The organism is Anaerosphaera aminiphila DSM 21120, assembly GCF_900129925.1.
GTDB classification, from domain to species: Bacteria; Bacillota; Clostridia; order Tissierellales; family Peptoniphilaceae; genus Anaerosphaera; species Anaerosphaera aminiphila.
On the sequence record NZ_FQXI01000009.1, the window covers coordinates 60,887 to 76,085 of the forward strand.

A 15,199-nucleotide genomic window follows, 5' to 3' on the forward strand; every position below is an offset into this window, starting at 1 on the left:
GAAAAGGCATTTTGAGCTTTGAATAGGGTAATATAAGTGATATAATGGTAAAAATCTTAAAAAACGGGGAGGAATTATTAATGAAGAAAAAATTATTAGTTGCAGTTTTATCTTTGACGATGTTATTAACTGCTTGTGGTGGAAAAAATACAAATACTACAAGTACAGATGATGCTAATGAATCTGATGTAATTAAATTAGGCGGAATTATTCCAAAGACAGGTTCAGCAGCAGTCTATGGAACTACTACTGAAAATGGAATACTACTTGCAGTTGAAGAAATAAATGCAAATGGTGGAATTGGTGGAAAACAAATAGAATATACTTCTGAAGATGATAAAGCGGATCCTACAGAAGCTGTTAATATTTATACTAAACTCACAGAACAGGGAGTAAATGGAATTATTGGATCTATTACATCTAAGCCAACACAAGCTGTTGCAGACAATTCAACAGAAAACTTTACACCTATTATTACACCAACGGGAACAATGGCTTCAATAACTGAAGGAAAGGACAATGTATTTAGAACTTGTTTTACAGATCCACTACAAGGACAAATACTTGCAAACTTTGCGGCAGATAAATTACAAGCTAAAAAAGTGGCAATACTTAGAAATACATCAGATGACTACTCAAATGGAGTTGCAGACACTTTTAAAACTCAAGCAGAATCAAAGGGAATAGAAGTTGTAGCAGATGAGGGCTATGGGGATACAGATGTAGATTTTAAAGTACAACTTACTAACATAAAAAATAAGGCACCGGATGTAATACTTGTTCCTGAGTACTATGAAAAAGATGCTACTATAGTAACTCAAGCTCAAGAACTTGGAATTGATGCAACTATTATTGGACCAGATGGATGGGATGGAGTTTTAGCAGTTGCAGCTGAAGGTTCAGAAAGTTCTTATGATGGAATTTACTTTACAAATCACTATTCAGTAAATGACACTGCAGAAAAAGTTCAAAATTTTGTAAAAGCTTATGAAGAGAAATATAATGAAGCACCGTCTGCTTTTGCAGCACTTGGATATGATACAGTTTATATTTATAAACAAGCTTTTGAATCAGCAAAATCACTTTCAAATGAGGATGTAGTTGAGGCAATTAAAGCTGTTGAAATCGAGGGTGTTACGGGCTCAATTAAATTTGGTGAAAATAACAACCCTGTGAAAACAGCGACAATTATAAAAATTTCTGATGGAAAGTACAACTTCGATTCAGTAGTTTCACCAGAGTAATTCTAAACTAGGCGGCAAATAAAAATTTTGCCGCTTTTTTATTTAAAATTTATTAACTATTGTTAAAGTATTTGCAATTTATGACAATAGTTAATTAAGAGAAAGGATGAGTGAAGTGAATTTAGTATTACAAATAATAAATGGATTGCAGATAGGCTCCATATATGCACTTGTAGCCTTGGGATATACTATGGTCTACGGTATAGCACTTTTAATAAATTTTGCCCATGGTGAAATTATAATGGTGGGAGCTTATACAACTGTCTTTGCAATTCAGCTTGTGCTTTCAAAATCTGGATTGCCTCTTTATTTAGCAATTATACCTTCAGTAATAGTTTGTACACTTCTTGGAATTATAATTGAAAGGTTTGCCTATAGGCCGCTTAGAAATAGTCCAAGAATTGCAAATTTAATAACTGCCATAGGAGTTAGTTTACTGCTTCAAAATTTAGTAATGAAGATATTTGGTGCAGAATCTATAGCAGTTTCACCGATTTTTGAGGGAAACGCAATAAGTACTGCCAGTATTAGTATTTCTAAAACTACACTTTTTACAATTTTAATAACTGTGGTTTTAACTATAGCTCTTCAACTTTTTATGAAAAAAACCAAGTATGGTAAAGCCATGGTTGCAACAAGTGAGGACTATGGAGCAGCTGAACTGGTTGGAATAAGTGTAGATAATACACTTACAATGACTTTTGCCATTGGTTCTGCTCTTGCAGGGGTTGCAGCAGTGCTATATGTTTCCGCATATCCACAGACAACTCAGCCACTAATGGGCTCAATGCTTGGAATTAAAGCTTTTACTGCAGCTGTAGTTGGTGGAATTGGACTTATTCCCGGAGCAGTACTAGGGGGGTTAATACTAGGCGTTGTAGAGGCCTTAACGACTGCTTATATTTCCAGTAGACTTACTAATGCTATTGTATTTGGACTTTTAATAGTAGTTCTTCTCATTAAACCAACGGGATTATTGGGCAAGAATTTAAAAGAAAAGGTATAGGTGGGATTATGACTAGACAAAAAAAGGGAATATATGTATTGACAGTAATATTACTAGTTGTATTTTACTTAGTAATAATGGGATTAAATAAACTGGGAGTTTTAAATAGCTACGCTATTTCTATATTGAGACTTGTATGTATAAATATAGTTCTTGCAGTTAGTTTAAATATAACAGTTGGAAACTTGGGACAAATAACGCTAGGGCATGCAGGTTTCATGTCTATAGGAGCTTATTCGGCAGCTATATTTGCAAAAATGGGAATTCTACCGGGAATCCCAGGTTATATAGTTGGACTCCTACTAGGGGGAGTTTTAGCTTGTCTAGTAGGTATATTAATAGGAATTCCAACGCTTAGATTAAAGGGAGATTACCTTGCAATTGTAACTCTTGCTTTTGGAGAAATTATTAGAGTTTTAATTGAGTACTTTAAATTTACAGGTGGAGCTCAGGGAATCGGAGGAATTCCAAGAGTTCAAAGCTTTGGAATTTTATTTGCTATAATGTGTATTTCTGTGGCACTTATGTTTTCAGTTATGACGTCCAGACATGGTAGGGCTGTGTTATCAATTAGAGAAAATGAAATAGCTGCACAGAGTTCAGGAATAAATGTAACTTATTATAAGACATTTGCTTTTGCATTATCTGCTTTCTTTGCGGGAATAGCCGGAGCAATGTATGCGCATAATCTTGGATTTGTAGGTGCTAAAGACTTTGGATACAATAAGTCCTTTGACATTTTAGTAATGGTAGTACTTGGAGGAATGGGATCTTTTACAGGAGCTATTTTTTCATCTACAGCTTTAACTATAATTCCTGAGATGTTAAGACAATTTTCAGATTACAGAATGATTGTATACTCACTTTTATTAATAATGATGATGATATTTAGACCGGAGGGTTTACTTGGAAGAAAAGAATTTTCAATTACCGGCCTTGTAAATTCGCTAGTAAATAGAGCTTCCCGAAGAAGAGGTGATAAGTCATGACGGATACAGTATTAAATTGTAAAGATGTGGGCATAAAATTTGGAGGTCTTCAAGCAGTTCAGGGATTGAATTTAAAAATTAAAAAAGGAGAGTTGCTTGGGCTAATAGGGCCAAATGGAGCCGGGAAAACTACTGTATTTAACATGATTACAGGAGTTTATGAGCCGACAGAGGGCGAAATTTTACTAAATGGAGAAAAAATCAACGGTATTACTCCTTATAAAATAGTTTCAAAGGGAATTGCCAGAACGTTTCAGAATATACGATTATTTGGATATTTGTCAGTCTTAGACAATGTAAAAATTGCAATGAATAAAGATATGAAATATTCAATTGTAGAGGGAATGTTTAGAACTAAATCCTACTGGCGTGAGGAATTTGATGTAAACTCCAGAGCAATGGAAATTTTAAAGCTATTTGACTTGGATAAATATAAACAATATTCGGCAAATACACTTCCCTATGGACAGCAGAGAAAACTTGAAATAGCAAGGGCAATGGCCACAAATCCTACACTGTTATTATTAGATGAACCTGCAGCTGGTATGAATCCTACAGAAACTGAAGAACTAATGAACACTATAAAGTTAATTAGAGATAACTTCGGAATAACAATACTATTAATTGAGCACGATATGAAACTTGTGCTTGGAATCTGTGAGAGATTAATGGTACTAAATTATGGGCAAGTACTTGCAGAGGGAGATCCGCAGGAAGTTATAAATGATGAAAAAGTAATAAATGCATATTTGGGATCTGGAGGTGCATAATATGTTAAAAGTTGAAAATTTAAATGTGTACTATGACAATATTCATGCACTAAAAGGAATAGATATATCTGTAAATAAGGGAGAAATAGTGTGTTTAATAGGGGCAAACGGAGCCGGAAAAACTACTACGCTACAGAGTATTTCAGGACTTATTCCCAAAAAAGAAGGCAGCGTCATATTTGAAGACAAAGACATTACAAAGACAAAAGCCAATATTATAACTAAGCTTGGAATAGCTCAAGTACCTGAGGGTAGAAGAGTATTTACAGGACTATCTGTAATAGATAATTTAAAATTAGGAGCATTTACTATTAAGGACTCTCAAGAAAATATTCAAAGAGATATTGAAAAAATATATGAGAGGTTTCCTATTTTAAAGGAAAGAAAAAATCAGTTAGCTGGTACTCTCTCAGGAGGAGAACAACAGATGTTGGCAATGGGTAGGGCAATAATGAGCAGACCTAGATTAATACTCTTAGATGAGCCATCAATGGGACTTTCTCCACTTTTTGTAGAAAAAATATTTGAAGTTATAAAAACTTTAAAAGAAGAGGGAGTTACAATACTATTAGTTGAACAAAATGCAAACTTAGCTCTTTCCATATCTGATAGGGCATATGTACTTGAAACGGGAAAGATAGTAAGTAGTGGAAGTGCAAAAGAATTGTCAGAGGACTCTTCTGTTAAAGAAGCCTATTTGGGAGCATAAGGTGAAATTTATTATAATTTAAAATTATAGACATTAAAGGAGCAGTATATTGAAATATATTTTTATCCATGGGTTAGGGCAAAATTCATTAAGTTGGAGTAGTGTAATTTCATTTATGCCTAAAGAATTTAATTTAGGTTGTCCTGATTTATTTTCATTAATAGGTGATGAGGAAGTAAACTATTTTAATTTATATAAGTCCTTTTCAGAGTATTGCAATAATATTTCTGAACCACTTAACTTATGTGGACTTTCTCTAGGAGGAATTCTTGCATTGAACTATGCGATTGAATATCCTGATAAAGTCAATTCGTTAGTATTAATAGGTACACAATATAAAATGCCAAAAATACTGCTAAAGTTTCAAAATATAATTTTTAGATTAATGGGAAGTGGGACTTTTGAAAAAATGGGAGTTAAAAAGAAAGATATAATTTCACTTACAAATTCAATGGCAGATTTAAATTTTAGTGATAATTTAAAAGATGTTTTGTGTGAAACATTAATTCTCTGTGGAGAAAAAGATTCTGCAAACAAGAAAGCATCTATGGATTTAGAAGCCAATATTAAAAATGCTAAAATGCAAATTATAGAAAATGCAGGTCATGAGGTAAATATGGAAGCTCCTGAAAAATTGGCACTTCAATTGGAAATGTTTTATTAAAATGAGAAAGTAAAATTATTTATTTGTAATAATTTAAATATTTAAAAGTTTATAAAAATAAAAACCCCCTATAATATAACTTATATTATAGGGGGTTTAACTTTAGTTATTGTTGATTTATATTATTGTCAACTGGATTGTTATCTGTAGCACTTTTATTTAAGACTTCTTCTGCCTTTTCATTTGAAGTTTCTATTGTATTTTCCGTTGAAACATCTGTTTTTTCAGCTTCTGTCTTAACGGCTTGTTTTAACTCTAGAATAGTTATTTCTCTATTTGAAGAGTTATAGTCAATTTGCATTCCCAATGCTTCTGCAACAAATCTAATTGGAATAAATGTCCTATTGTTTTTAATAACAGCAGGTGCATCTATTTCCATGTTCTTTCCGTTAACTTCAATAGTGTTACTTCCTATTGGAATTAGTATATTGTTGTTATTGTAATTTATTGAAACTACTTTTGTATTGCTGTCATAGTCAACTTGTCCACCAAAGCCTTCAACTATAAATCGAACAGGAACAAAGGTCCTATTGTTACTTATATATGGAGCAGCATCCATTTGGCTCTTTACATCATTTATAGAGTAGTCTTTCTTGCTTACATTCATTTTAATAATTTTAGAACTGTCATCAGTTAAAGTTACACTTCCTGTTATCGCTGCTGCTTTTACTGTTACTTTCCCGGAATTTACATCGCCAAGTGACTTAATAAGCAAGTTGCCATTTTCATCAAAGCTACCATCAAAACCTTCAATAGCATATTCCAAAGATTTAGGGCTTAAGATGATTTTTTCGCCATTTTTAAGTACAGCTTCAGCAGTTATATTAATAGTTTCGCCTTCGTTAACTCTTTGTTTATTTGCATTTATATTTAATTTGTCAATGTAATCAAAACCTTTAACTTCAACAGGCTTACTAGTAGTAAATCCTGTAGATGTAGTTACTTTTACGTTAACTGTTCCAGGATTTAAAGCCAAGAACCAATTTCCTTCCCAAACTCCGTCAGTTTCTACATCAGTAGATAGACTGTAAATTGAGTTTTTAGTATCTATTGGCTTGTAGTTTACATCCCATGCACCGCCAAGTGAGTATTCGCCACTTTGACCTACGATTAATGTGTCAGGGCCTTTTATTTTTGCTCCAACAGCTACATTAGTGTTGGGAGCGGTATTGTATATTCCGATTCCACTTACGACTTTTCTTTCAGCTGCATTTCTTTCAGGATTAATGACTCTAGTTCTGTCAAATTCACCTAAGTTTTGAACAACCATGGCAGTTGAACCACCACCGTCTAAGTTGACAGCTCTGTCACATCCTATTGACTTCATAAAGTCAGCTAGAGTTTCAAGTTTAAATCCGTCACTTCTTGAAGTTCTACCTTCAGCTGAAACTAAGTAGAGAGTTTTTCCGTCTTTAGAAATCCCTGCCGCTGTTCTCGCTCTACTTCCACCAAGAACATTTACATCTTTAGTATATGGAACTACACTTCCATTATCTACTAATAGGGCATGGCCACCAATTAAAAATTTAAAATCTCTCTTAGGTGTAATTGCATAGTCTACTTTTATAGTATCTCCAACTTTAATATTTTGTTTGAAGAAGTCATATGCCAGACCGTCAGCTTGTAAAATCATCTTTCCATCTGGAACTGCAAAGTTAAAATTCTTTTTTTCGCTTATTTGTTCCACAACTCCATTGGCATTTACAAGTATTTCGGAGTTGTTTTTATCTCCTCTTGAAGCAGATGCCCAAAAGTCACTGTACAGTTGAATTTTATTTTCATGAGAATATTCATTTGTACCGTCATACCAGTAGTAAGACTTGTTAAGACCATCAATTGGATATTTTTTCCCATTGTTAGCTGTGACATTTCCGCTAAATTGAATTTGCTCAATATGTGCTGTGTTATCTGTTGTGATACCAATGGAATATAGACCTGTATATACACAAGGTGAACTTTCAAGCTTACCACCTACTATTGAAGGTCCTTCAGGAGCTCCTTGAAGTAGCATATTGAAAAAATCACCATTGACAAGTGCAGTTGCATTAGTTCTATTTGCCATTTCAGACACTGTGGCTTTATTAGTGTATTCACCACCACCTGCAACAACGTCTATTTTTAAGTATTGGTTTGTAAGGTCACATTTTAAAACATTTACTACAGTATCATAACCACCTCTGTTAACAGTGTATTGTTCTCTTGTAACTCCAGGTGCAATTGTTTCAGAAAGTTGAGCTTCTTCAGCAAATGCAGTTGTCGGTGCAACAAGCAAACACACCATAAAAATCAAAGTTAAAATTCTATTAAACTTACTTTTCATAAAATCCTCCTAGAAATATTTATATCTACTAGTATAGTCTTAATTGAAAGATTTCTCAAATATTTGTATAAAATGTTTTAGATATGAGTTTTAATTGGTATAATAGAAAAATGGAGGTATTTAAATGAATTATTTAGATGATATACAGATGGTGTATAAAAAAACTTTTTCAGAGGCAACAAAGAGAATAAAGAAAAATCCAATAGTATTGCTTTTGCCTTTCATATATAGTTTTGCAATGTATGTAATGAACTATGTTATATCGGTTATTGGTATTTATTCCGGTGGATCATTTTTAATGGGCTTTATTATAGCAATTGGCTATGCATTAATTTTGTCTAGTTATTTTAGCTTGCTTTCGGACTTACATTATTATAATAGAATTGGATTTAAAAATATAAAGTCTACATTTAAAAATTATTTTTATGCAATTTATTCTGCTTATTTTATTTTAATGTTAATTAATATACTTAGCGGAGCTTTTGGTTATAGATTATCAGAATTAATTTTAATAGCTGTATTTTTAATATTTAATCCACTATCAGAGGCTATTTATATTAGAGGAGAGTCATACACTTCGGCTTATAGTTATTCCATGAATTTTATGAAAGACAATTTTATTCACTGGTTAATACCTTTAGCTATATATATGTTAATTGTAAATATTTTTGGATATAGATTCGGAGAAGTTATTCAAAGAAATATTATAGAAATTACTTTAGGGCAAGATGTTTATTTTTCTTTTGATATGCCTTCTATAGTAATGATTAGAGTTTTGTTAAATACACTACTAGTTCAAGTTATAACTGCTTTTTATGTAGTATTTAGAGCTGAACTCTTTGGGGTATTAAGCAACAGCACAATGAGAAAGAGACAGTATATGGGTGGTCTATAAGATGTTTCAATTTTTAAAATAATATAAAAATACGTAAATTCAAGCTTGAGTTTGCGTATTTTTAATTTTAACAAACTTGTAATTGCGTTATTATTTTAATATTTTAACTTAAATATTTATTTTTCCGTTGTGATATAATTATAAGACAAGAAAAATTGGATATTGTTATTTTTAAAATGTTTTATATATTTATAGATTTTTATATTTAAAAGACTATAGAGATGTTATAAAAAGTTTTAACAATACAACTACTATTAAAGAAATGGGGACTAAGAACATGGAAACAATGAAGGCAATTGCCACAAGAAAGTCAGTTAGAAAGTACAAACCTGAACAAATATCAGAATCTGATTTAAATAGGATTTTATTAGCGGGGTGTGCAGCACCGGTGGGAAGAGGAAATTATCCAGGACTTCACATTACAGTAATTCAAAATAAAGATATTATTTCTAAAATGTCAGATACTATGAAAAAAGCAATGTCAATGGATGACGATCCAACTTATGGTACATCAACTTTAGTTGTAGTTTCTTCACAAAATGCAGCTAGCGCAGGAAGTGACTATGTAAATACTGGGACTGTACTAGAAAACATGATGATTTCAGCAGCGGATCTTGGAATTGGAAGCTGTGTTATTTGGGGTTCTGCAATGGTTATTGAAGCAGACGAAAGTATAAAAGCTGCTTGCGAAATACCTGAGGGTTTTAGTGCAAAATGTGGTATTGCTCTAGGATACTCTTATGATGAATTAGAAGAAAGAGTATTAGAATTAAAAATAAATATTAATAGAATTTAATTGAAACCTCAACTATGGGGTTTCTTTTTACATTATTAAATTTAAACTCTAGAATTTAGGGTATATTTTTAAAGGAGGTGTTTAATATGAATAAATTAGATTTACACATTGATTTTTCTTGTCCTTTTTCTTATATAGGTAGTGAAAAACTACTTCAATTTATAGAAAAAGAAAATTTACCTGAAGATATTGTGAGATTTAGAAGTTTCCTTTTAAATCCAACGAAGGACAATGTGAATAAAGTTTTTTTAGAAAACATGACGAAGAAATTTGGAACTTCAAATATTGCAGAAACAAAAGAAAGGTATCGTGGAATTATTGAGGCTGCCAAAAGAGTAGGTCTTAATTATGACTTAGATACTATTATAGATGTCAATTCAAAAAATGCGCATAAGGGTTTACAGTTTGCAATTGAAGAAGGTAAACAGAATGACTATGTGAGAAAAGTATTTTCTCTACACTTTGAAAAGGGCGGAGACTTTAATGACTTAGACACTCTAGTGGAAGTAATTAAAAGTATAGGACTAGATGGAGAAAAGTTTTTATCCAACCTGGATAGATTAAATGAACTTGTAGACAAAGATCTACAATTGGCAGCTGATAGAGGAGTAAACAGTGTTCCAACATTTTATGCAAATGGTAGAATACTTTTACAGGGCACAGGCAGCTTTGAAGAATTCAAGCAAATAACAGACAGTTTATAATTAAAGTAAATATTTTAAATATGAAATTTTAAAGAGAAGTCACTTCTTACTTGGGTAACCATTCTAAAGAAGTGATTTTTATATGTAATTAAATAATTTTAAAACTATAAAGGAGTTTCAGTTAAAAGGGTATAATTTACAGGAGGTGATAAGGTGTCTACAGTTAGTGAGCTATTTCAAGGTTTAAGTAAAGAAGAAGTGGAAGTTTTTCTAGGAGAAAGTCTTGCAAAAAAATCAGTTGTGAAAAAAGGGGAGAAAATTTTTTCGCAGGGAGATAAGCCGAAATATTTATATATATTAGAAGAGGGAGCTGTAGTGGTGGAGAGTATAAGCCAAAGTGGAAAGCGCTCTATTGTAAATATATTTAAAGAAAGTGGAACAGTTTTTGGAGAGGTGTATTTATATCTTGGAGATGGGGTTTATGACTACAGTTGTTCTGCAAATGAAAATTCTGTAGTTCTGTCAATTCCAAGAGAAAAATTAAGTTTTAATGAGATGAGTGACAGTGTTAAAGTAAAAATTATAAATAATATGCTCACAATATTGTCTAAAAAGGCTCTATATTTAAATAAAAAACTGTTAATAGCAACGAGCTTTTCTATTAGAGAAAAACTGGCAAAGTACTTTCTCGAGCAGGCGGGAGAAAGTGAACTTGTGGAGTTGTCATTTACCAGAGAAGAGTTGGCTGATTACTTAGGAGTGACAAGACCATCTATATCAAGAGAGCTTATGAATATGAACAGTGAAGGTTTAATTGAAATTAGAAAGAATAGTATAGTAATAGATAGAAATAAATTGCATAAATTTTTATAAGTGTAACCGATGTTACAGAAAAAATTTATAACCTGAGATATTCTTAATGTAAAGAAAATATATGGAGGATATCTATGGAAAATAAAATGTTTTGCTATCAATGTCAAGAGACAGTAAATAATACAGGATGCACAAAAGTTGGAGTTTGTGGAAAGACACCTGAAGTTGCAAATAAACAAGATTTATTAATTTGGATAACTAAGGGACTTTCAGAAATAACTACTAAATTGAGAACAGAAGGGTATAAAATCCCAAATAATATAAATAAAATAATAACCGGAAATCTCTTTGCAACTATCACTAATGCAAATTTTGATGGGAAAGTCATAGAAGATAGAATTTTAAATACAATAGAAGAAAAGCAAAAATTACTTTTAGAGTTGAAGGACAATAATAATTTATCAGAGGCAGCACTTTTTGTTAATCTGTCAGCAACAGAACTTGCTGAGAAAAGTAAAAGTGTAGGAGCGTTGTCTACACAAGATGAAGATATTAGAAGTTTAAGAGAACTTATAACCTATGGAATAAAGGGAATAAGTGCCTATATAACACATGCAGAAACACTTCTAGCTGAAAATGAAAATTTAAATATTTTTATTCAAAGAGCGTTGGCTTTGACATTAGACAATACCCTAGAAGTAAGGGATTTAATTAATTTAGTTTTAGAAACAGGAAAATATGGAGTTGAAGCTATGGCTATGTTAGATGAGGCGAATACTTCAACTTATGGAAATCCCGAAATTACAAAGGTAAGCATTGGTGTTAAAAATAATCCGGGGATACTAATATCCGGACATGATTTAAAAGATTTAGAGCTACTATTAGAACAAACTAAGGGAACAGGCGTAGATGTCTATACTCATTCAGAAATGCTTCCGGCTAATTACTATCCTGCGTTTAAAAAATATGATAACTTCGTTGGAAACTATGGAAATGCTTGGTGGAAGCAAAGAGAAGAATTTGAGCTTTTTAATGGGCCTACTTTAATGACTACTAACTGTATAGTTCCACCTAAAGAAAGCTATATAAATCGTCTTTATACAACGGGCGTAACAGGATACTCCGGATGTAAACATATTGAAGAAGTAAATGGAGAAAAAGACTTTTCTCAAATAATAGAACAGGCAAAAAATTGTAAAAGTCCTACAGAAATAGAAAGAGGAGAAATCATTGGTGGATTTGCTCACAATCAAGTATTTGAATTGGCAGATAAAGTTGTAGAGGCAGTAAAGTCCGGTTCAATTAAGAAGTTTGTAGTTATGGCAGGCTGTGATGGAAGGCAGAAGGGGAGAAACTACTATACTGAATTTGCAAAATCTCTTCCTGAGGATGCAGTTATTTTAACGGCAGGTTGTGCAAAATATAGATACAATAAGTTAAATCTGGGAAATATAGGTGGAATCCCAAGAGTACTAGATGCAGGACAGTGTAATGACTCTTATTCACTAGTTGCAATAGCACTTAAATTAAAAGAAGTATTTGAATTTGAAGATATAAACGACCTTCCTATAATTTACAATATAGCATGGTATGAGCAAAAAGCAGTTATTGTTTTATTTGCACTACTTTATCTTGGAGTTAAGAATATTCACTTAGGCCCAACTCTACCTGGATTTTTGTCGAAAAATGTAGTAGATGTGCTAGTGAAAAACTTTGGTATAGCCGGAATAAACACTGTAGAGGAAGACATAAATTTGTTTTTTCCGGAAGATAAATCTGAAGAAATAAATTCAAGTATGCTGATAGGTGATTTAGTAAGAAAGTATCCTAAGTCGATTTCAGTTCTACAAACTATGGGAATGCACTGTTTAGGTTGTCCATCTTCTCAAATGGAAAGTTTAGGAGAAGCTGCTATGGTTCACGGATATGATGAAAACAAATTAATCGAAGAGATAAGAAAGATAGCAAGTAAGTAAGACATTTGATAATATACTAAGTAACAAATTAAAAATAGGAGAACAAAATGTTTACAATAGATTTTTTAGAAAGAGAACATGCAGAAATAGCAAAAGTAGTAGATAGAGTTGAAGATGAGTGTATTGACATAGTAAATGGAAAAGAAATAAACGAAAGTTTTTTTAGAGACATTGTAAAGTATATAAGAATATATGCTGATGCTACTCACCATAAAAAAGAAGAAGATATATTATTTCAATATATGATGGATCAACTGGGAGCCGTGGCTGAAAAACTAATACGTTCAGGAATGCTTACAGAACATCAAATGGCAAGGTACTACGTAATGGAGTTAGAGGAGCACTTAAATAAATTTGAAGAAAGAAAATCAGATAAAAGTAAAATTCAAATTATTTCCAATGCAATGAGCTATGTAAATCTTTTGAGAGTTCACATTGAAAAGGAGAATGGCGTAGTCTATCCTTTTGGTGAAAAAAACTTATCAGAAGAAATTCTAAATAAAATAGATAAAGAAATGAAATCTAGAATAGAAATTGAAAAAAGTGGAGAAGTAGAGAGAGTAAAACTATTAAAGAGAATATTTGATTAAATGAAGATTCTGTAACAAAATAGTTTAAGAGTAGTTAATTAAAAAACATAATACTTTAAAATATAATAAACATAACTGGGGCTAGGGAAACTAAGTCCCTTTATTTTTTAAGGCAACTTAAAAATTTGAACTAGCTTATAAAAATATGATAATATACATAAATAATATAAGATATTATAAGGAGTGTGGTAGTACAGTGGATTTAAAAAAAGAAATAGAGGGCAAATTAAAAAATGTAGTATTTCTAGAGTTAAAAAGAGATGCTAAAGTATCTGATTATGTAATAAAAAAAGATTTGCCACTTCCAATAAATTTAGAAAACTTAACAGATGGAGTAAAGGTTAGTGAATTAGAGGAAAAAGTTAATATAGATATAATAAATAAGGCAATAGTATATCTGTTGGGAATAGACGAAGAATTTAAGTATAAAGATGAATATATAAAAATACTCAATAGCACTGTCCTGGATTTAAAAAGATATATAATATCTCTTAGCTCAAAATCAATTGAAGAAAAAAACTATATAGACGCATATATTTATATAAAGTCTTCTAATATATTAATAAAAAAAGACAACGACGTTAAGTTTATAGAGGCAAATGTCCTTGAGAGTATATACAATATTTATTTTAATGAATTTGAAGATGAAGAAAAATCTAAAATATTAAATCAAGTAATAAAATATTATGAAGAAATAATAAAAGAAGATTCTAAATTTTATTTAGCTTACTATAGATTGGGATATATATTTAGAGAGCTTAAGAAGTATTTGAAGTCAAAACTTTATTTTGAAAAATTTTTAAACGGAGAAGACGAAGAAAAATACGAAGACTTAAAAACCGAAGTAAGAGAAGTTCTATTAGAGTTAGATGACTATGCAAATATTGAAACTGTAGAGACATATTTAAGTTATGGAAAATTCCAAGAGGCCTATACAACACTTCAAAAAATTTCAGATTTGTATCCTGAGAAGGCACTTTTACACTATTACTTTAGTCTATGTCAATATAATTTAGGATTTGTTGAAGAAGCTCTTGAAAGTATTAAAATTTCACTGGAACTTGAAAAGAAAGAAGAACAATTTTATAATCAAGAGGCCATGTGCTACGTATCAATGGATATGATGGACAATGCAATAGGGAGTTATATGGTTGGGATAAGTGAAATAGAAGATAGCTATTTATTAAACTACAACTTGGGCATACTACTTCTAAATCAAGAAAATCCAAAGTACAAAAATTACCTTAAGAAAGCCTATCAACTAAATCCCAATGAAGACTTGTTAAGATTAATTGAAATATAAAAAAATTGTATAATAATTAACAAAAATAATATTGACATAAAAAAGAAGAAATGTTAAACTAAGTTAAGTCAGCAAAAGCTGATGAATTTATTTTTTATTGAGAGAAAAAACTTTAAATAAAAAGTAAAAAAGATGTTGACATTAAAGCTCAGACATAATATAATAAATAAGCTGTTTTAAAGCAGCGAACAACCTTGATAATTAAATAGTGTAAGAGAAAGAATAAGCAAACAAGCAAAAATGCTTAGCGGAAATAAAGTCAGTGAGAATTGACTGAGCAAATCAAATTTTAATTGAGAGTTTGATCCTGGCTCAGGACGAACGCTGGCGGCGCGCCTAACACATGCAAGTCGAGCGATGAAAATTCGACAGATTCCTTCGGGATGAAGATGAATTGGATTAGCGGCGGACGGGTGAGTAACACGTGAGTAACCTACCTTTGACATGGGGATAGCCTCGGGAAACTGGGATTAATACCCA

Annotated in this window: 14 protein-coding genes and 1 rRNA gene; 14 read left to right on the plus strand and 1 reads right to left on the minus strand. The window is 31.6% G+C overall.

Annotated features, from left to right (window positions below; genetic code table 11):
* The first annotated feature begins 80 nt into the window (after window positions 1-80).
* The 6 genes from BUB47_RS06700 to BUB47_RS06725 all read left to right on the plus strand — a co-directional run bounded on the left by BUB47_RS06700 (window position 81) and on the right by BUB47_RS06725 (window position 5,382).
* On the plus strand, window positions 81-1,244 hold the full coding sequence (locus BUB47_RS06700) for an ABC transporter substrate-binding protein (RefSeq protein ID WP_073184952.1): 1,164 nt from the start codon (window positions 81-83) through the stop codon (window positions 1,242-1,244).
* Between the two features lie 115 nt (window positions 1,245-1,359).
* On the plus strand, window positions 1,360-2,250 hold the full coding sequence (locus BUB47_RS06705) for a branched-chain amino acid ABC transporter permease (RefSeq protein WP_143270620.1): 891 nt from the start codon (window positions 1,360-1,362) through the stop codon (window positions 2,248-2,250).
* An 8-nt stretch (window positions 2,251-2,258) separates the two neighbouring features.
* Window positions 2,259-3,239 (plus strand): branched-chain amino acid ABC transporter permease, encoded by a 981-nt coding sequence (locus tag BUB47_RS06710; protein ID WP_073184956.1) that lies wholly within the window; start codon window positions 2,259-2,261, stop codon window positions 3,237-3,239.
* Window positions 3,236-4,009, plus strand: coding sequence for an ABC transporter ATP-binding protein (locus BUB47_RS06715; protein ID WP_073184958.1), 774 nt, complete (start codon window positions 3,236-3,238; stop codon window positions 4,007-4,009). The genes BUB47_RS06710 and BUB47_RS06715 overlap by 4 nt, the downstream gene beginning before the upstream one ends.
* Before the next feature lies 1 nt (window position 4,010).
* Window positions 4,011-4,718 carry an ABC transporter ATP-binding protein gene (locus BUB47_RS06720; RefSeq protein WP_073184960.1) on the plus strand — a complete coding sequence of 236 codons (708 nt, stop codon included), beginning with the start codon at window positions 4,011-4,013 and terminating at the stop codon, window positions 4,716-4,718.
* 49 nt (window positions 4,719-4,767) lie between these two features.
* Window positions 4,768-5,382 carry an alpha/beta fold hydrolase gene (locus BUB47_RS06725; protein ID WP_073184961.1) on the plus strand — a complete coding sequence of 205 codons (615 nt, stop codon included), beginning with the start codon at window positions 4,768-4,770 and terminating at the stop codon, window positions 5,380-5,382.
* Window positions 5,383-5,488: 106 nt separating this feature from the next.
* Here BUB47_RS06725 and BUB47_RS06730 read toward each other — a convergent pair whose 3' ends face one another.
* On the minus strand, window positions 5,489-7,702 hold the full coding sequence (locus tag BUB47_RS06730; protein WP_073184962.1) for a stalk domain-containing protein: 2,214 nt from the start codon (window positions 7,700-7,702) through the stop codon (window positions 5,489-5,491).
* A 124-nt stretch (window positions 7,703-7,826) separates the two neighbouring features.
* Here BUB47_RS06730 and BUB47_RS06735 point away from each other — a divergent pair, with 124 nt between their 5' ends.
* From BUB47_RS06735 to BUB47_RS06770, 8 genes are all read left to right on the plus strand, one after another.
* Complete coding sequence (locus tag BUB47_RS06735) at window positions 7,827-8,597, plus strand: hypothetical protein (RefSeq protein ID WP_073184963.1); 771 nt, start codon at window positions 7,827-7,829, stop codon at window positions 8,595-8,597.
* A 277-nt stretch (window positions 8,598-8,874) separates the two neighbouring features.
* A complete protein-coding gene (locus tag BUB47_RS06740; RefSeq protein ID WP_073184964.1) occupies window positions 8,875-9,393 on the plus strand; it encodes a nitroreductase family protein in 519 nt (172 codons plus the stop codon).
* Between the two features lie 86 nt (window positions 9,394-9,479).
* Window positions 9,480-10,097 (plus strand): DsbA family oxidoreductase, encoded by a 618-nt coding sequence (locus BUB47_RS06745; RefSeq protein WP_073184965.1) that lies wholly within the window; start codon window positions 9,480-9,482, stop codon window positions 10,095-10,097.
* Window positions 10,098-10,250: 153 nt separating this feature from the next.
* Window positions 10,251-10,910 carry a Crp/Fnr family transcriptional regulator gene (locus tag BUB47_RS06750; protein WP_073184966.1) on the plus strand — a complete coding sequence of 220 codons (660 nt, stop codon included), beginning with the start codon at window positions 10,251-10,253 and terminating at the stop codon, window positions 10,908-10,910.
* 74 nt (window positions 10,911-10,984) lie between these two features.
* Window positions 10,985-12,826, plus strand: a complete 1,842-nt coding sequence (gene hcp / locus BUB47_RS06755; protein ID WP_073184967.1) for a hydroxylamine reductase — start codon at window positions 10,985-10,987, stop codon at window positions 12,824-12,826.
* A gap of 47 nt (window positions 12,827-12,873) precedes the next feature.
* Window positions 12,874-13,416 carry a hemerythrin domain-containing protein gene (locus BUB47_RS06760; protein WP_073184968.1) on the plus strand — a complete coding sequence of 181 codons (543 nt, stop codon included), beginning with the start codon at window positions 12,874-12,876 and terminating at the stop codon, window positions 13,414-13,416.
* Window positions 13,417-13,612: 196 nt separating this feature from the next.
* Complete coding sequence (locus BUB47_RS06765) at window positions 13,613-14,719, plus strand: tetratricopeptide repeat protein (RefSeq protein WP_083529120.1); 1,107 nt, start codon at window positions 13,613-13,615, stop codon at window positions 14,717-14,719.
* Window positions 14,720-15,008: 289 nt separating this feature from the next.
* Window positions 15,009-15,199 (plus strand): 16S ribosomal RNA (locus tag BUB47_RS06770); the annotation flags it as partial.